Source organism: Brevibacterium sanguinis, from assembly GCF_003315415.1.
Classification (GTDB): domain Bacteria; phylum Actinomycetota; class Actinomycetes; order Actinomycetales; family Brevibacteriaceae; genus Brevibacterium; species Brevibacterium celere_A.
On the sequence record NZ_QNSB01000011.1, the window covers coordinates 85153 to 104055 of the forward strand.

Sequence of the window (18903 nt, forward strand, 5' to 3'; positions counted from 1 at the left end):
CTGACCCGGCGTCAGGGCACGTCGACCGTGCGGAACCTCAGGCGGTCGCGGCCGACGACGACCTCGGTGTCTCCGGGCAGGGAGAGCCGCGTCGGCCCCCGTCCCACTCGGGTCCGGACCAGTCGGCACAGATCGGCGATCCTCTCGGCGCCGAGGTTCTGGGCCGGGACTCCGAGGGACAGGAGCCAGGACCGCAGCACCCTGCTGAGGATGGCGTCGTCGAGGACGCCCAGTCCGGCGAGACCCATCTCGTCCGGACGCGTCTCGGCGCGGCCCGTCAGCTGCTCGAGCACTGATTCGGCCCACTCGTCGAGGCAGTCGGCGTCGGCCCGGCACAGGTCCGCGGTGCGGGCGAGGTTCGCGGTGATCGGCTGACCGAGCTCGGCCTCGAGGCGGGCGAGCAGGGTCCGGGCCCGCACGCGTGCGAATGCGGCGTCGGCGTTCATCGGGTCGTCCCACACCGCGATGCCCTGGGCCCGGCACGAGGCCTCCGTGAGGGCGCGGTCGAGCCCGAGCAGCGGGCGCAGGATGCGGCCCGTGGTCGGGGCCATGCCCGCCAGCGACCGCGTCCCGGATCCGCGCAGGAGCCCGAGGAGGACGGTCTCGGCCTGGTCGTTCCTCGTGTGGGCGGTGAGCACCCAGCTCGCCCCGCTGCGGCGCCGCGCGTCCTCGAGCACGCGGTAGCGCGCGGTCCGGGCGGCGGCCTCGAGCCCCTCGAGACCGCCGGTCACCTCGACCGCCACGACTTCGGTGTCCACGCCCCACTCGGAGGCGGTGGCGCGGACGCGCTCGGCCACCTCGGCGGACCCGGGTTGGAGTCCGTGGTCGACGCACACGGCACGGGCCCTCAGCTCGCCCCGGCGGTGGAGGAAGGCGCAGGCCGACAGCAGCGCCATCGAGTCCGCTCCCCCGGAGACCGCGACGATCACCTGCGGCGCAGATCGGCTCGCCGCCCGCGCCGCCCGCGACGCCCGGCACGCCGCCCCGTCCGGGTGCGCGGTCAGCGCCTCGCGCACCGCCGTGCGGATCGCCGCGCTGGCGGGGTCGAGGGTCGGTCGGCGAGCGCCCTCACCCGTGGACACGGTCCAGCCACAGCCGCGGGGTCTGGATCTCCGCGCTCGTCGGCAGGTGCGCGGGAGCTGCGTAGATGGCGGAGAAGCCGGTCTGCCCGACCTCTCGGCGGACTGCGCGGACGAACCTCGCGCCGTCGCGGTACTGGGCGAGTTTGAGCTTCATGCCGAGGAGGTTCGAGAGGAAGCCCTGTCCCGCGTCGCGGCGGGCCTCGAAGCGCCGGCGCAGAGTGCCGACGCTGCCGATGGCGTCGCGGCCGACCTCGTCCATGACGACGTCGGCGTGCCCCTCGAGCAGGCTGAGCACCGCGGAGGCCTCAGCGAGGGCCGAGCGCATGTCCTCGTCGGTGACGAAGTCGAGCATGCTCGCCTCGCCCCTGACGATCCGCGCCGCGGTCGCGAACACCTCGGCCAGGGAGGAGAAGCTCGGCGAGCGCAGCGGCGCGGACACGAGCCGGGAGAGGAGTTCGCGCATGTGGTCGCGCAGCCAGGGCGCGGCGGCGAACTGCACCTGATGGGTGGCTTCGTGGAGTGCGACCCACATCCGGAAGTCGCGGCGGTCGACGTCCATCGCCTCCTCGGCGGCGAGCACGGCGGGGGCGATGAACATCAGCCGCCCGGTCTCCTCGGCGAAGGGGTCGAACTGGCCGAGGACCCGGGTCGAGAGCAGGGACATGACGGACGCGAGCTCGAGCGCGGCGGCCGCCCTCGTCGCGGGCCCCGGCGGTGAGGGCAGGGCCGTGACGTCGACGAGTCCGTTGAGCGACTGCGCGTTGGCCCTGATCCACCCGAGCTGGTCGAGGACGAGCACGGAGCCGGCGGCCAGCCGGCCCCGCACGTCGTCGGCGTGCCCGGGCTCGAGGAGGAACGAGTCGACGACGAGGTCCTGGGCGGTGAGCGCATTGTCCTTGAGCCCGGTGACGAGCTCCCTGAGCTCGTCGCGGTCGGGGACGCGCGCGGCGGGGACGAGCTCCTTCGCGGCGCGCGCCGCGATCCTCTCGTCGATGATCATCGGCAGCCGCAGTTCGCGAGCGCCGTGACGATGTCGTCGATGGTCTTCCGTGCGTCCAATGTCTCGCCCTTCTTCACTTCGTCGACCTGGAGGGTGAATACCAGGTACCGGCCGTCGCGGTCGAGGACCCCGCCGGCCAGGGAGGTCACCGTGGACAGCGTCCCGGTCTTCGCGTGCACGAGTCCGGCGGCGAACTCGTCGTCGGTGAACCGGGTCGACAGGGTCCCGGTCAGCCCGCCCACCGGCATGTGGCCGAGGAGCCCTGACAGGGAGTCCTCGGCGACGACGGAGGCCTGCAGGACGCCGGTGAGGTCGTGCGGGGAGATCCGGTTCGCGTACGTCAGCCCCGATGTGTCCTCGAGGTGGGTCTGCCCGAGGTCCGCCGACTCCTCGAGGGCCGCGAGCACCGCGGCCGGGGCCGCCTCCGCGGTTCCCGGCTGCCCCGAGGCGATCGCGACCTCCCGCCCGAGCACCTCGGCGACGACGTTGTCGCTGTGGACGAGAGCGTATTCGACGAGCTCCGAGATCGTCGCGGACTCGACTGCGGCAACTGTTCCCTCCAGGGCGGGCGCGGCCGTCGGGCTCGCGATGGTCCCCGCCGTGGCGGCGGGGATGGTCGGGTCGTCGGTGACGGTGATCCCGGCGGCCCCGAGCTCCTTGGAGAACACGGCGAACGCGTCCTCGGCCGGATGCTCGCTGCGCGGACGCCACTCCCCCGTGCCGAGGTACCCGGTGTCGATCATCAGCGGCTGGATGGGGGTGATGATCCCCTTGCCGATGTCCTCGCGCGACCAGCCGGAGTGGAAGTCGGGTCCGCTGTAGCGGGAGGTGTCGAGGCGCAGCGCGACCTCCCCGATGCCCTGCTCCTGCAGGCGCTGCGCGGTCTCGACCGCGAGCGTGCGCAGTCCCGCCCGGCCGTTGACGGCGCTCGGCCGCGACTCGCCCGCGCCGAGGAGGGGGTCACCTCCGGCCCTGAGCGTGAGGGTCGCGGTGGCGGGGTCGAACTCGGTGGAGGTGCTCAGCCGCTCCTCACCGCCGATCTCCAGGAGCGCCGCGGCCCCGGTGAGGACCTTCGTCACCGAGGCGGGGGTGCGTCCCCTGTCCTCTCCCCTGGCGTAGAGCACCTCGTTGCTCAGGGCGTCCCTGATCTCGATGCCGAGGTCACCGGCCTCGGAGGAGGAGAGGATGTCCTCGACCGTGGCGACGAGTGCGGTCGGCCGGGGCGCGGATTCGTCGAGCGCCGAGGCGGGTTCGGGCACCTCGGCGGCCCGGGCCCGGGGTTCGGGCACCGTCTGGACCTCGATGGGCGCCTCGAGGGTGAGGAAGCTGGGGAGGTCGCCGGTCGCGTCGAGGGCGTCCGCGGCGGCGTAGCCGACGAGGCCGAGGCCGAGGGCGCCGGCCACCGCGCCCAGGACGAGCTTCTTCGGCGACCGCTTCTCGTTCACTCTCGGGCTCCCGTTCTGTGGTGGCTCTGCCGGTGGTCGTCGCTGGGACTTGTAGGCTCTATTCTAGTGACGCAATCCGAAAGTCCTCTCACGCACCCCGATTGAAGGAGCAGCATGGAACTCTTGGCCACGATCGAGATCCCGCGCGGCCAGCGCAACAAGTACGAGGTCGACCACGAGACGGGTCGGGTCAAGCTCGACCGGTACCTCTACACCTCGATGCAGTACCCGGCCGACTACGGGTTCATCGAGGACACCCTCGGCAACGACGGCGATCCCCTCGACGTCCTCGTGCTGCTTCCCGAGCCGCTGTTCCCCGGGGTCCTCGTCGATGTCCGGCCGGTCGGGATGTTCCAGATGGAGGACGAGGCCGGCGGCGACGACAAGGTGCTCGCCGTGCCCGCCGGCGACCCCCGGTGGGAGTCGATCCAGGACGTGTCCGACGTCGACAAGTTCACCCTCGACTCCATCGAGCACTTCTTCACCCGCTACAAGGACCTCGAGCCCGGCAAGTACGTCAAGGGCTCCAAGTGGGTCGGCCGCGCGGAGGCCGAGGCCGAGGTCGAGGCGTCCATCGCGCGCTTCAAGGACGCCCACTGAGCCCGATCTCCCCGCACTGCCCGACCGCCCGGATGCCCGCATCCGGGCGGTCGCGCGTCCGGCCCCGGCCGACGACAACACTCGTTGCCACATCCCTTTCCTCGCGAATTAGGTCAGCCTAATAAGAAGTGTGAGCTTGGTTATGCGATTCTCGAGACATGAAACTCGATCATGTGTCCTTCGCCAGTGAACCCGATGGGTACGTCGCGACGGCCGAGAGGATTGCGGACAAGCTGGGCGTCACGCCCTATGACGGCGGCGTCCATCCTCGGTTCGGCACGAGAAACCTGATCTTCCCCCTTGCCCGCGGTCACTACCTCGAGGTCGTCGAGGCCCTCGAGCACCCGGCCGCCCTGTCCACCCCCTTCGGCCAGGCCGTCCGCGCCCGCTCCGAGCTCGGCGGCGGCTGGATGGGCTGGTGCGTGTCCGTCGACGACCTCGGCGAGGTCGAGCAGCGTCTGCAGCGCAAGGCCGTCGACGGGAACCGGACCCCGGAGTCCGGCCGTGAGCTGCGCTGGCTGCAGATCGGCGTCAAGGGCCTCCTCGCCGATCCGCAGCTGCCGTTCTTCATCAAGTGGTCGGCGGACTCGTCCGAGCATCCCTCGGCATACAGGACGAACGCCGGCGTCGCGATCGACACCCTGCAGATCGCGGGCGATCGCGACCGCCTGCGCGACTGGCTGGGCACCCAGGACCCCAAGCCCCTGCCCGAGATCAGCATCGACTGGTCGGCTCCCCACGGCACGCCGGGCATCATGTCCGTGGCGTTCCGGACGGAGAAGAACGGGCTCGTCGTCATCTGAGCGACAGCACCTCGGGAAAGAGGCGAGAGCGGGATCCTCCCGTTCTCGCCTCTTCTCCGTCACGGCGGCGTCAGTCCCTGAGCACCTGGACGACCGTCGGGCGCGGCAGCGCGGCGACGCCCTTCTCTACGTCGGTGGCGTCGACGTAGTCGGGGAAGCGCGAGTTCTGCTCGGTCCAGGTCCCGTCCTCGCCCGGGTGCTGGACGGCGACGAACGCCGAGGAGTCGGCGTCGTGGATGACCGGGCCGCACACCTCGGCGTCGCGCGGGACCGAGAGGAACTGCTCGACGCGGCCCCGTGACCGGCCCTCGAGGGTGACCCTGAACAGCCCGTCGCAGTAGCCGATGCCGTCGGGAGCGCCGTCGGTGGAGATCCACAGGTTGCCGGCCGAGTCGAAGGTGACGTTGTCCGGGCAGGAGATCGGCGAGACCTGATCGGCGGGGAAGCCGGAGAAGTAGGTGGCGTCCCCCTGCCGGGGATCGCCGCACACGAGCAGCAGGTTCCAGTCGAAGGTCGTGCCCGCGTGGTTGTTCCCGCGCTCGCTGATCTCGATGACGTGCCCGTCGCGGTTCTCGGTGCGCGGATTGGCTTCGTCGGCCCCGGCCCTGCCGGACTTCCCGCGGTCGGAATTGTTCGTGCAGGCGACGTAGACCCGGCCGTTGACGGGGTTGGGCTCGACGTCCTCGCACCTGTCCATCTTCGTCGGGCCCAGCTTGTCGGCGGCGAGGCGGGCGTTGACGAGCACCTCGGCGACGGACATCCCCGCGACCCGCGACCTGCCGTTCTTGACCAGCGGCAGCCACTGCCCGCTGCCGTCGAACGCGCCGTCCGCGGGGACCCCTCCGCTGCCGTCGATCTCGGCGGCCGGCGAGTTGCCGGTGAACTTCGCGACGTACAGGTCGCCCTCGGACAGCAGGGTCATGTTGTGGGCGCGATCGCCCTCCCGGTACTTGCCCTTGGACACGAACTTGTAGAGGTAGTCGAACTTCTCGTCGTCGCCCATGTAGGCCACGGCATGGCCGGACGTGGAGATCGTGATGTTCGCGCCCTCGTGCTTGAACCGGCCGAGGCTCGTGTGCTTGAGCGGGGTCGACTCCGGGTCCCAGGGATCGACCTCGACGATCCAGCCGAACCGGTTGGCCTCGTTGCCGAACCCGGGGTTGGTCGTGTCGAAGCGCGGCAGGTCCTCCTCCCAGCCGTAGGCGGAGGGTTCGCTGGTCAGCCCGTAGCGCTTCTCCGCCGCCGAGGTGCCGGCCGCCGTGAAGTAGGAGTTGAAGTTCTCCTCGCCGGAGACCAGCGTCCCCCACGGGGTCAGTCCGCCCGAGCAGTTGCCCAGCGTGCCCTGCGCCCTGTCGCCCTGCGGGTACTCCTTGGTGCGGAGCAGGTCGGATCCGGCGGCGGGACCGGTGAAGGCGTATTCGGTGTCGATGAGGAATCGGCGGTTGCGGCGGCCGTTGACGTCGACCCGCCACGGGCTCGACCTGTCCGCGCGGACGAGCTCGGCGACGGTCAGGCCGTGCGCGTCCCGGCTGATCGCCCGCTTCGTCGCCTCGTCCATGTCCTCGGGGAACATGATGGCGTCATTGGTGTACTCGTGGTTGGCGAACAGGACCGCCCGGTTCTCGTCGCCGGTCTCGTCGAGTTGGATCTGGAGGAAGTCGTTGTTGTACCCGAACTGCCTCCGCTGCGCGTCGACGGTCTGGTTCTCGGGGTCGAACTTCGGGGAGTCGGGGAACAGCGGGTCGCCCCAGCGCACGACCGGGTGCCAGGAGTACCCCGAGGGGACGACGAACTCGTCGACTTCGTAGTGGACCGGGTCGATGGCGGTGAAGTCGAGGGTGCCGGTCGCGGCGGCCGCGGCCCGGGCGGTCGGACTGGGCGCGGTGGTCACGGCGATCGCCAGGGCGCCCGCGGCGGAGGCGCCGAGGAGGGAGCGCCGGCTCAGCTGTGCTCCCACGATGTCGCGGAAGTAGCCGTTGCCGGAGGTGTTGCAGATCGCCTTGGTGCAGGCGTTGTCGCATTTCAGCGCGCAGGTGACAGGGCTTCGCTTGCCGCGCACATGACCGGCCATGGGCAGAAGTTCGCGCAGGGGTGCCATCGGTTCTCTCCTCGTCTCGATTCGCTCATCCCGCCCGCCCGCAGGGATCGTTCGGTCCCCCGGGGCGCCGGGCACACCTGTGCGAGGGTGTCACTGCCAGGTCAACCGCTCCCCACCGGCAGATGAACGCGCGGTGAACCAGGTCAGCCGGGGTCGACGAGGTCGAGGATCCCCGGGGCCAGGAAGCCCACGGCGTCGATGAGGAAGTGCGCCCAGACCAGCGGGGCCAGTCTGCCCCGGCGCAGGAACCACCAGCCGAAGACGATGCCCATCGCGACGTTGCCGAGGAACGGGCCGATGCCCTGGTAGAGGTGGTAGCTGGCGCGGAAGAGCGCGAGGGAGGCGATGATGGCCCACGGCCCCCAGCCGAGGCTGCGCAGTCTCGTGGCCCCGAAGCCGAAGATGAGCACCTCTTCGAGGAGGCCGTTCTTCGCGGCGGCGAGCAGCAGCACCGGGACCGTCCACCAGTGGTCGCCGAGGTTGGCCGGCTGCACCTCGGCGGTGATCCCGAGCGCCCTGCCGCCGGCGTAGACGAGCAGGGTGCCTGCGCCGATGACCCCGAAGAGCACGGCCCCCTGTCCGAGGTCGCGCAGGTGGCGGGCGCCGTCGCCGTCGACGCCGAGGCGGGCGGTCAGTCCGGTCTCGTCGTCATCGCGGCTGAGCAGGTAGAGGGCGAGGACGACCGGGACGAGGGCGAACCCGATCCCGAGCAGCTGGTAGACGAGGTCGAAGGCGGGTCGCGGCGACTGGCTGGTGTTGAGCTTCGCCTCGGCGTCGCCGATCGGGCCCCGGGAGACGATGTCGGCCAGGCGCACGAGGGCGTAGACCGCCGACTGTCCCAGCGACAGGGCTGCGACGAGGCCGAGCTCGAACCACAGCCGGGAGCGCTGGGAGCGGGTGAGAGTCCCGTCGGTCATGGGCTCGCGTCCTCCGCGCGCGCCTCGGCGGCATCGAGGACCTCGCCGCGGGCCATGTCGGCGACCCGACGTCTCTCGGCCCGGCGCTCCTTCGCCGTCTCGAGGAGCAGGTAGAGGACGGGGACGAGGATCAGGGTGAGCAGGGTCGAGCTGACGAGGCCGCCGATGACGACGACGGCCAGCGGCTTCGAGATGAAGACCCCGCCGCCGGTCATCCCCAGGGCCATGGGGACGAGGGCGAAGATCGTCGCGGCCGCGGTCATGAGGATCGGACGGTAGCGCAGCCGGGCCCCGTGGACGACGGCGGCACGCAACGGGGCTCCGCGGGCGCGGAAGTGGTTGATGAGGTCGATGAGCACGATCGCGTTCGTCACCACGATGCCGATGAGCATGAGCAGGCCGATCATCGACGTCAGCCCCAGCGGCGTGTCGGTGAGCAGGAGGGCGGCGAGCGATCCGGTCGCCGCGAACGGGATCGAGACGAGGAGGATGAGCGGCTGCGCCAGGGACTTGAAGGTCGCGACCATGATGACGAAGACGATGAGGATCGCCGCGAGCATCGCCAGTCCGAGCTGGGAGAAGGCGTCCTCCTGCTCGGCGGTGGCGCCGCCGGTGGCGACGGAGACCTCGGCGGGCAGGTCGACCTCGCCCACGGCGGACTCGACGGCGGCGGAGACGGCACCGAGGTCGTCGGAGGCGGGCGTCACCGACACCGTGGTCGAGCGCTGGCTGTTCGTGTGGCGGATGGTCGGCGCGGTCATCACCTCCCTGACCTCGGCGACCTCGGACAGCGCGATGGTCCGCGGCCGGGTGCCCGGCGCCGCCCCGGTGTCGTCGCCGATCGCCGGGGTCCCGTCGACCGCCGCACCGCCGGCTCCCGGCCCGGTCGGGGCGTCCGCGGTCGGGGCGGGGGTCTCGGGCCTGCCGGGGATCCGCAGGTCGCGCAGGCTCTCGGCGGTGTCGGCGCTGCGGTCGAAGAGGAGGACGGAGTGGGAGATGTCGTCGATGACGACCTCGCCGATGTGCTCCCCGTCGATCGCCCGCTGGACGTGCCGGCCGATCGCGGCTTCGGTGAGGTTCTCCTCGGCGGCGGCCTCATGGTCGACGCGGACCTCGATGACGGGCTGGACGGCGGCGACGTCGCTGGTCACCGTCTGGATGGTCTCGACCTGCTCGAGCCGCTCGACGACCTGCGCGGTGGAGTCCTCGAGCAGCTGGGGGTCGGTGGCCGTGAGCGTGACGTCGATGGTCTGCGATCCCGGTGCCGAGCTGCCGCTGACGACCTCGACCTGTCCGGCTCCCTCGAGCTCGTCGAACCTCTCCTGCAGATCTGCGGAGACGGCCTGAGCCTGACTGCCGTCGGCGACGGTGACGATGTGGCTGCCGGTGATGCCGCCGCCGGTGCTGAAGCCGAAGCTCGACTCCCCCACGGACACCTGGTAGGACTCGATCCGCTCGTCGGCGGCGAGGATCTCCTCGACCTTCCCGGCCTGGACGTCGGCCTCGGCGAGGTCGGTTCCCGGGGCGAAGGTCTGCGACACCTGGAGGCTGTCCTGGCCGGTGTCTCCGAACAGCTCGGTCTTCAGCTGCGGGATCATCAGCGAGGTCCCGGCGAGGACGGCGAGCGCGACGAGAACCGTGAGGACCGGGTGCTTCGTCGAGGCGGCGATGACCGGGAGGTAGCTCCTCTGCAGTCGGGTCACCGGGGAGTTGAGCGCGGCGAGCTCGTCGACCTCGGCGGCGGTGCGGGCGGGCTCGGGTGCCGGCCCCGGGGCGTCGTGGCGCGCGGAGTCGAGGATGCTGTGCCGCTTCGCCGCCGCCTTCGCGGCCTTCGCCTCGGCTCGCCACGCCGCGAGCATCCGGGTCCTGGCCCGGCGCACCTCGGCGCGCTCCTCCGTCGTCAGCCGCACCCGCGATTCGCGTCGGCGCAGGAACCAGTGGGCGAGGACGGGGACGATCGTCAGGGCGACGAACAGGCTCGAGAGCAGGGCGATCGTGGCGGTGAGCGCGAAGGGCCGGAACATCTCCCCCGTCTGCCCGGACACGAAGGCCAGGGGCAGGAACACGGCCACCGTGGTCAGGGTCGAGGCGGTGATCGCCCCGGCGACCTCGGCGACGGCGGCGAGGATGTTCCGGGACTTCTCCCCGCCTGCCGCGTGCCGTCTCCTGATCGCCTCGATGACGACGATCGAGTCGTCGACGACTCGGCCGACGGAGATCGTCAGCGCCCCGAGGGTGAGCATGTTGAGCGTCTCCCCGCCCATCCACAGTCCGATGAGCGCGATGAGCAGGGACAGCGGGATCGAGATCGCGGTGATGAGCGTCGCGCGCACGGACAGGAGGAAGACGAGGATGACGAGGACCGCGAAGGCCAGGCCGAGCAGCCCCTCCTCGAGGAGGTCGTGGATCGACTGCTCGATGAACGGGGCCTGGTCGAAGGCGGGGACGAATTCGGTGTTCCCACCCATCACCCGTTCGAGGTCGGGCAGCTCCTCGGCCACCGCATGGGAGACGTCGACGGTGTTGGCGTCGGACTCCTTCATGATCGAGATCGACAGTGAGGGGCGACCGTTCGTGCGTGACATCGACGTGGCGGGTTCGTCGGCGAGGCGGACGTCGGCGACCTCGGCGAGCCGGATCGGGCCGTCGGTGCCGGTGACGACGAGGTCCTCGATCGACTCGACCGAGCGGAGGCGCTCACCGACCTCGACCGGCGCGGCTCCGTCGTCGGTGCGCAGGTCCCCCGCCGAGGCGGGGACGCCGTTGGCCTGGAGGATCCCGGCGATCTCGTCGAGGCTCGCGCCCCGGTCCTCGAGGTCGCCGCGGCGGATGCGGATCTCGACCTGGCTGCCCCGGGTTCCGGCGATCGAGACCTGGGAGACGCCCTCGACCTTCGTCAGTTCCGGCGTGACGATGTCCTCGAGGTCGGAGGCGAGCCGCGCGGGGTCGGCGTCGGAGGTCACTGACAGCGCGAGGACCGGGATGTCGTCCGTCCCGGCGGTGAACACGGAGGGCTCGACGCCCTCGGGCAGGGTGGTCTCGACCTCGGCGATCGCCCTCTGGATGGCGCGGACGACGTCGTCGGAGTTCTCCCCGTACTTCGTGCTCACGGTGATCGAGGAGCTGCCGGCCGAGGACACCGAGGAGATGTCCTCGACCTCGGGCAGGGCGCCGATCGCTCCTTCGAGCGGGATCGTGACCTCGCGTTCGACGGCCTGCGGCGTCGCCCCCTCGTAGTTCGCGCTGATCGTCGCCTCGGGGTTCTCGAGTGAGGGGAACAGCTCCTGCTTGAGCGCGCCTGCGCCGATGACCCCGAAGATCACGGCGACGACGGAGATGAGGGCGATGAGCGCTCGGTTCTGCAGGCTCAGTCGGGTCAGGAAGCTCACATGCCGACTTTATCGCTTCGTCTGCGGTCGGGTCTCGCGGCCGGTGATCCAGTAGGCGGCGGCCATGATGCCGAGGAGTCCGGTGAGCACGAACGCCCACGAGTAGTCGAAGCGGTCGACAATTGCACCGGCGATGATGGGTCCGAGGATGGCGCCGCCGTCGAGGGCCATCTGGTACTTCGCGAGCACGCGCCCGCCCTTCCGGTCCCGGCCGATGACATCGGCGACGGCCGCCTGCTGGGCGGGGTTGGCCAGCCCGGACCCGATGCCGGCGACGACGGAGAGGACGAAGAACAGCCAGATCGAGTCGGTGAAGCCCAGCGCCGCGGTGGTCACGCCGAGGATGAGCAGCCCCCACTGGATGAAGGGCTTGCGGCCGTGGGCGTCGGCGAAGCGGCCGACGACCGCGACGGCCGAGGCGTTGCCGATCGCGAACATCGTCAGCGCCAGCCCCGCGACCGCGGTGTCGGCGCGCAGCGCCTGGATCGCGAACAGGGGGTAGATGGCCACCCGGATGCCCATCGCCGACCACCCCTGGACGAATGCCGAGAGCAGCGCGGCCCGGTAGGCGGAGTCGGACCAGGCCTGCCGGAAGGTCATCACCTCCTGCACGGGAGCGTCCCCGAGGGCGTCGACGCGGGCGCGGCCCGACTTCGTCGCGGATCCCTCTGCGGCGGTGGAGGCGAGGAAGACGCGGACGACGAGGGCGGCGAGGACGAGACCGATCGCGTAGATGACGAACGGCACGCGCATGCCCCAGCCGGCCATGGCCCCGCCGAGGACGGGTCCGGCGATGTTGCCGACGAGGAACGCGGTCGCATAGGTGCTCGAGGCCTTGGCGCGGGCGTCGACGGGAGCGAGCCGGATGATGAGCGCCATCGCCGAGACGCTGAACATCGTCGACCCGATCCCTCCGAGGCCGCGGAAGACGAGCAGCTGCCAGTAGTCCTGGGCGAAGGCGACGGCCGCGGTGGAGGCGGCGACGATGAGCAGGCCCGCGATGTAGATGCGACGTTCGCCGAAGGCGTCGACGAGGCGCCCGGAGGTCGGGGAGAAGACGAAGCGGAAGAAGGCGAACGACGAGACGACGATCGTCGCCGCGGTGACGCCGAAGTCGAAGCTCGCCGCGAACTGCGGCAGCACCGGGGCGATGATCCCGTAGCCGATGGCGACGATGAACGCGGCGGCCACGAGGACATGGATCTCCCGGGGCAGCTTCGTCGTCGCGTCCGCGGGGGTGCTGCGGTCCTCCTCGGAGGGGGTCGGCTCGTCTGCGGTCTCGTCGTGGTTCTTCACTGGGGTGCGGGGATCCTTCAGAGGGTGTCGAGGAACTGCTCGGGGTCGGGCAGCGGCCGGGTGCTGCGGGAGAGTCGGTCCCGGTACGACTCGGGGACGGAGCCGATGTAGAACCAGCCCATGAGCAGCTCGTCCTTGCCGAGGCGATGGAGACGGCGGACCTCGGGGGCGTTGGCCAGGGTGCCCGAGCGCCACATCACGCCCCAGCCGGCCTGCCACAGGGCGAGTTCGAGGAGGTGCCCGGCACCGGCGGCGGTGGCGTGCTGTTCCCACTCGGGGACCTTCGGGTTGGGGCGCGGGGAGGAGACGAGGGCGAGGAGGAGCTCGGCCCGCAGCGGCTTCTCGTTGACCTCGCCGGGCCTGCGCCGCTCCCCGGCCGCCTGGTCGAGGGCCTCGCCGAGGCGCAGCCGATCGTCGCCGCGGATGATGAGGAAGCGCCAGGGCCGCAGTCCCTTGTGGTCGGCGACCGAGGAGATCGCGCGGATGATCTCGCGCAGGTCCGCGTCGTTGGGGGTCTCGGGTCCGACCTTCGAGATCGACCGCCGGGTCGAGAGCGCGTGGAGGACCGGATCGGCGACGATGTCGATCGACGTGGGCGCCGAGTAGTCGGGTCCCGGGCTCACGGCCGGTGCGCGGTCCGCCCCGCGGGGCGCGTGGGCGCTGTCGGATGCCTCGGCGTCATGGGCCTCGGCGAGCTTCTTCGCCCACGGCCCGGTCTCTCCGCCGAGGAAGAGGGCGCGGGCGCGCTCGCGCTTCTGCGAATCGTGCTTCGCGCCCTTGTTCTTCGGGTCCTTCTTCGCGCAGGCCTTCTTCTTCCCCATTCAGCTCACCCACTCGGCGAAGTCCCTGCGCGCCCGGGACAGTTTGGGGTCGATGATGACGCGGCAGTAGCCGTTGTCGCGGTAGTTCGTGTAGAAGTCCTGGTGGACGTCCTCGGCGTCGTGGAAGACGCCGAGCGGCTCGAGGGTCGTGACGATCGGCCGGTCGAAATGCCTCTGCGCGTCGTCGATGGCGCGGGCGAACTCCGCCCTCTCCTCCTCATCGGAGTAGAACATCGCCGACCGGTACTGGGTGCCGACGTCGTAGCCCTGGGCGTTGAGGCTCGTGGGATCGTGGCCGGTGAAGAAGAGGCCGAGGATGACCTCGGTGGGCACGATCCCCGGGTCGAAGGTGACCCGGAGCGCCTCGGCGTGGCCGGTCGTCCCCGAGCAGACCTCGCGATACGTGGGGTTCGGCGTGTGCCCGCCGGTGTAGCCGGAGATCACCGAGGTGACTCCCGTCGTCCGCTGGTAGACCGCGTCGAGGCACCAGAAGCAGCCGGCCCCCAGGGTCAGGGTGCGAAGTTCACTCATACCGGGTACAACCACGCCCGGCCCGACTTATTCCCGACGTGTTCCCGCCGACTCGCGGGGTCGGGGCTCCGCGATTTCGCGTGATCCGCGTCATAGTCTGGTGGCGTCCCCAGTCCCGTTCCGACGGTCGTCGGCGCGACGAGCTCGATGAGGAGAACGACCATGAGGAGACGATCGGCAGCACTGGCCGCGTGCGTGGCGCTGACCCTGTCCGCATTCGGCCTCGCGCCCGCCGCGGCGGACGGGCGCCCGGGCGGCAAGCAGGCGACCGCCACCGGCTCCGGCGGCGCGGTGAGCACCGTCGACCCGGACGCCTCGGCGGCGGCGCTATCGGTGCTGCGCAGGGGAGGCAACGCCGTCGACGCCGCGGTCGCGGCGGCCGCCACCCTCGGGGTGACCGAGCCCTTTAGTGCGGGCATCGGCGGCGGCGGGTACTTCGTGTACTACGACGCGAAGTCCGGTGAGGTGAGCACGCTCGACGGCCGGGAGACGGCGCCGCTTGCCCTGACCCAGCAGGACTTCATCGATCCCGCCACCGGCGAGCGCTACCCCTTCTCCCCCGAGCTCGTCACCAGCGGGGTGGCTGTGGGTGTCCCCGGCACGCCCGCGACGTGGCAGCGGGCCCTCGACGAGTGGGGGACGTTGAGCCTGCGGAAGGCGCTGCAGCCGGCGATCACGACCGCCAAGCGCGGCTTCGTCGTCGACGAGACGTTCCGGGAGCAGACCCTGGACAACAAGGAGCGCTTCGCGGCCTTCGACTCCTCCGCCCAGCTCTTCCTGCCCGGCGGCGACGCCCCGCGGGTCGGCGACACCATGAAGAACCACGACCTCGCCGACACCTATCGGACGCTGGCCGAGGACGGTGTCGAGGAGTTCTACTCCGGAGAGCTCGCCGAGGAGATCTCCGAGACCGTCCAGGCGCCACCGGTGTCCGCGGACACCGACCTGCCGGTTCCGCCCGGCGAGATGACGATGGAGGACCTGGCCGCCTACGAGGTCCTCGAGCAGGAGCCGACGAAGGTCAGCTACCGCGGGCTCGACGTCTACGGAATGGCGCCCTCGAGCAGCGGCGGGACCACGGTCGGGGAGGCCCTGAACATCCTCGACGAGTTCACGCTCTCGCGCATGTCGGCCGCCGATGCCCAGCATCACTACCTCGAGGCCAGCGCCCTCGCCTATGCCGATCGCGGCAGGTACGTGGGCGATCCCGCCTTCGTCGACGTGCCCATCGCGGCGCTCACCGATCCGGTGTTCGGGGCCGAGCGGGCCTGCCTGCTCGATCCGGGTGCCGCGGCGAGCAAGCCCCTCGACCCGGGCGAAGTCTCCGACTACGACGGTCGGTGCCCCTCGTCGACGAGTGAATGGGAGGAGAGGGAGGACACCGAGAACGTCTCGACGACGCACCTGACCACGGCGGACAAGTGGGGCAACGTCGTCTCCTACACCCTGACGATCGAGCAGACCGGCGGATCGGGCATCACGGTCCCCGGCCGCGGGTTCCTCCTCAACAACGAGCTCACCGACTTCACGACGGACGCGGACGACCCCGCCGACCCCAATCGGGTCGAACCGGGCAAGCGGCCGCGGTCGTCGATGGCGCCGACGATCGTGCTCAGGGACGGGGAGCCGATGCTGGCCCTGGGCTCGCCGGGCGGATCGACGATCATCACGACGACGCTGCAGACGCTGCTCAACCGGGTCGACCTCGGCATGAGCCTCCCGGAGGCCATCGCCGCTCCCCGCGCGTCCCAACGCAACACGGCGGCCGTCACCGCCGAGCCCGAGTACATCGACGCCTACGCCGACGAGCTCGAGGCGCTGGGGCACACACTGGTCCCCTCGGGTGATTCGTTCACTCCGAACGCCGAGATCGGCGCGGTCGCCGCGATCGAGATCAACCCGGACGGGACGATGACCGCGGCCGCCGAACCGCGGCGCCGAGGTGGGGGCTCGGCGCTGGTGCTCACCCCCGAGCGCTGATCACAGGAGCATCGAGCTCGGCAGGGTGAACCCGAGCTGCGCCGCCGCGGTCCTCGTCGATGGCTGGTTCCAGAACCGGGCGACTGCGGCGTTGGTCGCCAGCGATCGCATCTCGGCGCGGTCGAGGTAGAGGATTCCCGCGAGGTGATCGGTCTCGTGCGCGACGATGCGGGCCGACCATCCGGACACCTCCTCGGCGATGGGGGTTCCGTCGAGGGTGTGCCCGCGCAGGTGGATCCGGCGCGGTCGGGACACGACGGCCTGGTAACCGGGGATCGAGAGGCAGCCTTCGTAGAACGCGACCTCCTCACCCGTCGCGGGCTCGTACGCGGCGTTGAGGACGACGCGAAACGGCAACGGGGTCCGCTCGCGCACCGCGGCGATCTCGGGGTCGAGGCGGGCGGGGTCCTCGGCGACGAACAGCGACAGCCCGATGCCGATCTGGGGTGCGGCCAGTCCCACCCCGGGAGCGGCGGTCATGGTCGCGTGCATCACCTCGGCGAGCTCAGCCACGGTCGAGTCATCGACCTGACCGTCGAAGGGTCGGGTCGCGGTGCGCAGCACGGGATCGCCGGCCTCGACGATGGGCGCGATTCCGTCGTTCTCCGCGGCCGCGGCGAGCACGGTCCGGATCTGCTCGACGATGACGGCGTCGGCTTCGTTCATCGATCTGAGCTCACTGCGCGCGGGCGACGATGAGTTCGGCGTGCTTGAGCAGCGGCGCGTCGATCATGCTGCCCCGGTAGGCGAACGCGCCCTTCTCGGTCCGGGCGGCCTCGAGCACGCCGGTGGCCCAGTCGAGCTGTTCGGGGCTGGGGCGGAAGGCCTCGCGGACGACGGGCACGTGGTAGGGGTGGATCGAGACCTTGCCGCTGAAGCCGGACTCGACGGCGTCCTCGGCCTCTGCCCGCAGTCCGTCGAGGTCGTCGATGTCGGCCCAGATCGAGTCGAGGGCGTGCCGGCCGTGGGCGCGGGCGGCGAGCAGGGTCATGCTGCGCACGTGCCGGACGACGTCGCGCCACGTGCCGTCCGACCTGCGCGAGGATCCCCCACCGAGGTCGGCGATGAGGTCCTCGGAGCCCCACATGAGCGCGAAGGTGTTCGGTGCGGCCGCGATCTCGGCGGCGCCCAACGCCCCGAGCGCGGTCTCGATGAGCGCGATGACCTGCCGGTCGCCGAACACCGTGAGGTCGCCGGCTCGCTCGGCCTTGGGCACCATGACCGCGGTGTAGTCGGTCGCCGCGAGCATCCTCAGGTCCTCGCCGAGGTGGGCGGAGTCGCGGGCGTTGACACGCACGACGGTGCGGGTCGGGTCGAGGGGGAAGTCGACGATCGCCTCCCGGGCGGCGGCCTTGTCGGCGTCGTTGACGGCATCCTCGAGGTCGAGGATGACGATGTCGGAGCGTTCCGCGGCCTTCGTGAAGCGGTCGGGGCGATCGCCGGGGACGAAGAGCCAGGCGGGTCGGAACTCGAGGGTCATCGGGGGTCTCACTTCTTCTCGGAGGCGTGGTCGGACTTGAACATCATCGTCTGCCGCACGGCCCTGGCCACGAGGGTGCCGTGCTGGTTGTAGCCGCGGTGCTCGAAGGTCGCGATGCCCTGTCCGGGACGGGACCTCGATTCGCGCGTGTCGACGATCGTCGTCTCCGCGTACAGGGTGTCGCCGTGGAAGAGCGGGGCGGGAAACGACACCTCGGAGAAGCCGAGGTTGCCGACGATGGTGCCCTGGGTGAGCTGGGAGACGGACAGCCCGATGAGGGTGGCCAGGGTGAACATCGAATTGACGAGGCGCTGGCCGAAGGGCTCGGTCTCCGCGAATGCCGCGTCGAGGTGGAGGGCCTGGGTGTTCATCGTCACCGCCGTGAACCACGTGTTGTCGGCCTCGGTGATCGTCCGGCCGGGGGCGTGACGGTAGACCGCCCCGACCTCCATCTCGTCGAGCCACAGTCCGCGCTGCTCGATGACCTTGTTCTCGCTCATGATCCTCCTCACTGTCGGTGATTCGAGCTTAGCGTCCGGACGACTAGGCTGGGAGCAGGAGCACCCCGATGCGAGGAGGGACATGAACCGCGAATCGATCGACTGCTGGCTCACCGACATGGACGGAGTCCTGGTCAAGGAGAACTTCGCCCTGCCCGGTGCCCAGGAGCTCCTCGAGCAGTGGCGGCGCCGCGACACCCCGTTCCTCGTCCTGACGAACAACTCGATCTACACGGCCAGGGACCTCTCCGCCCGGCTGCGCGCCAGCGGACTCGACGTCCCCGAGAGCCACATCTGGACCTCTGCCATGGCCACCGCCGACTTCCTCCGCCATCAGGTCGAGCACGGGACGGCGTTCGTCGTCGGCGAGGTGGGGCTGACCACCGCCATCCACGAGGCCGGATTCGTCATGACCGAGCACCAGCCGGACTTCGTCGTCGTCGGTGAGACCCACACGTACTCGTTCGAGGCGATCACGAAGGCCATCCGCCTCATCCAGGCGGGCTCCCGCTTCATCGTCACCAACCCCGACGCCACCGGTCCCAGCCCGACGGGCATCCTGCCGGCGACGGGAGCGATCGCGGCCCTCATCACCAAGGCGACCGGCCGCGAGCCCTACGTCGTGGGCAAGCCGAATCCGATGATGTTCCGCTCCGCGCTCAACCGGATCGGGGCGCATTCCTCGTCGACCGCGATGATCGGCGATCGGATGGACACCGACATCATCGCCGGCATGGAGGCGGGCATGCACACGATCCTCGTGCTCACCGGCATCTCCTCGGCCGAGGACGTCGCGGGGTTCCCGTTCCGCCCCGACGAGGTCATCTCCGGGGTCCACGAGCTCCTCGAGGTCCCGCCCGGCGACCGTGAGGAGCTCGGCGCCGACGTCACCGGGTCCGCCTGAGGTCGGCTCACCGCCTCGGCGGGGCGGTCGCGCCGGCACGTCACCGTCACGCGAGCG

At 70.8% G+C, this 18903-nt stretch carries 16 protein-coding genes; 4 read left to right on the forward strand and 12 right to left on the reverse strand.

What is annotated here, in order from left to right; translation table 11 throughout:
- Positions 1 to 11: 11 nt before the first annotated feature.
- From tilS to DFO65_RS14330, 3 genes are read right to left on the reverse strand one after another with little or no spacing between them, the layout of a single operon-like run.
- A complete protein-coding gene (tilS, locus tag DFO65_RS14320) occupies positions 12 to 1082 on the reverse strand; it encodes a tRNA lysidine(34) synthetase TilS (RefSeq protein ID WP_113905116.1) in 1071 nt (356 codons plus the stop codon).
- Positions 1069 to 2082: a zinc-dependent metalloprotease gene (locus DFO65_RS14325; protein ID WP_113905117.1), complete on the reverse strand. Its 1014-nt coding sequence runs from the start codon at positions 2080 to 2082 to the stop codon at positions 1069 to 1071. The genes tilS and DFO65_RS14325 overlap by 14 nt, the downstream gene beginning before the upstream one ends.
- Positions 2079 to 3527, reverse strand: coding sequence for a D-alanyl-D-alanine carboxypeptidase/D-alanyl-D-alanine-endopeptidase (locus DFO65_RS14330; RefSeq protein WP_113905118.1), 1449 nt, complete (start codon positions 3525 to 3527; stop codon positions 2079 to 2081). Before DFO65_RS14330 ends, DFO65_RS14325 begins: the two co-directional genes overlap by 4 nt.
- Positions 3528 to 3641: 114 nt before the next feature.
- On the opposite strand from DFO65_RS14330, the gene DFO65_RS14335 reads away from it, so the two are divergent.
- Positions 3642 to 4127: an inorganic diphosphatase gene (locus tag DFO65_RS14335; RefSeq protein ID WP_113905119.1), complete on the forward strand. Its 486-nt coding sequence runs from the start codon at positions 3642 to 3644 to the stop codon at positions 4125 to 4127.
- Positions 4128 to 4285: 158 nt separating this feature from the next.
- Positions 4286 to 4930: a VOC family protein gene (locus DFO65_RS14340; protein WP_113905120.1), complete on the forward strand. Its 645-nt coding sequence runs from the start codon at positions 4286 to 4288 to the stop codon at positions 4928 to 4930.
- 70 nt (positions 4931 to 5000) lie between these two features.
- Here the strand turns inward: DFO65_RS14340 and DFO65_RS14345 are convergent, their stop codons facing one another.
- The 6 genes from DFO65_RS14345 to msrA all read right to left on the reverse strand — a co-directional run bounded on the left by DFO65_RS14345 (position 5001) and on the right by msrA (position 13982).
- Positions 5001 to 7028, reverse strand: a complete 2028-nt coding sequence (locus DFO65_RS14345) for a PhoX family protein (protein ID WP_113905121.1) — start codon at positions 7026 to 7028, stop codon at positions 5001 to 5003.
- A 143-nt stretch (positions 7029 to 7171) separates the two neighbouring features.
- A complete protein-coding gene (locus tag DFO65_RS14350) occupies positions 7172 to 7945 on the reverse strand; it encodes a CPBP family intramembrane glutamic endopeptidase (RefSeq protein WP_113905122.1) in 774 nt (257 codons plus the stop codon).
- Positions 7942 to 11334: an efflux RND transporter permease subunit gene (locus DFO65_RS14355; RefSeq protein ID WP_113905123.1), complete on the reverse strand. Its 3393-nt coding sequence runs from the start codon at positions 11332 to 11334 to the stop codon at positions 7942 to 7944. The genes DFO65_RS14350 and DFO65_RS14355 overlap by 4 nt, the downstream gene beginning before the upstream one ends.
- Positions 11335 to 11343: 9 nt before the next feature.
- Positions 11344 to 12630: an MFS transporter gene (locus DFO65_RS14360; RefSeq protein WP_428844230.1), complete on the reverse strand. Its 1287-nt coding sequence runs from the start codon at positions 12628 to 12630 to the stop codon at positions 11344 to 11346.
- 17 nt (positions 12631 to 12647) lie between these two features.
- Positions 12648 to 13451, reverse strand: coding sequence for a nitroreductase family protein (locus DFO65_RS14365; protein ID WP_113905124.1), 804 nt, complete (start codon positions 13449 to 13451; stop codon positions 12648 to 12650).
- Positions 13452 to 13982: a peptide-methionine (S)-S-oxide reductase MsrA gene (msrA, locus tag DFO65_RS14370; protein ID WP_113905125.1), complete on the reverse strand. Its 531-nt coding sequence runs from the start codon at positions 13980 to 13982 to the stop codon at positions 13452 to 13454. It lies immediately after the preceding gene.
- A 162-nt stretch (positions 13983 to 14144) separates the two neighbouring features.
- Between msrA and ggt the strand changes: the two genes are divergently transcribed.
- A complete protein-coding gene (gene ggt, locus DFO65_RS14375; RefSeq protein WP_245940800.1) occupies positions 14145 to 15962 on the forward strand; it encodes a gamma-glutamyltransferase in 1818 nt (605 codons plus the stop codon).
- Here the strand turns inward: ggt and DFO65_RS14380 are convergent, their stop codons facing one another.
- Genes DFO65_RS14380 through DFO65_RS14390 form a run of 3 tightly spaced genes read right to left on the reverse strand, consistent with a single transcriptional unit; the run spans position 15963 to position 17942 of the window.
- A complete protein-coding gene (locus DFO65_RS14380) occupies positions 15963 to 16628 on the reverse strand; it encodes a peptide deformylase (protein WP_113905127.1) in 666 nt (221 codons plus the stop codon).
- Positions 16629 to 16638: 10 nt separating this feature from the next.
- Positions 16639 to 17442, reverse strand: coding sequence for an HpcH/HpaI aldolase/citrate lyase family protein (locus DFO65_RS14385; RefSeq protein WP_113905128.1), 804 nt, complete (start codon positions 17440 to 17442; stop codon positions 16639 to 16641).
- 8 nt (positions 17443 to 17450) lie between these two features.
- Complete coding sequence (locus DFO65_RS14390) at positions 17451 to 17942, reverse strand: MaoC family dehydratase (RefSeq protein WP_113905129.1); 492 nt, start codon at positions 17940 to 17942, stop codon at positions 17451 to 17453.
- A gap of 82 nt (positions 17943 to 18024) precedes the next feature.
- Here DFO65_RS14390 and DFO65_RS14395 point away from each other — a divergent pair, with 82 nt between their 5' ends.
- Positions 18025 to 18846: an HAD-IIA family hydrolase gene (locus tag DFO65_RS14395; RefSeq protein WP_113905130.1), complete on the forward strand. Its 822-nt coding sequence runs from the start codon at positions 18025 to 18027 to the stop codon at positions 18844 to 18846.
- Positions 18847 to 18903: the final 57 nt, after the last annotated feature.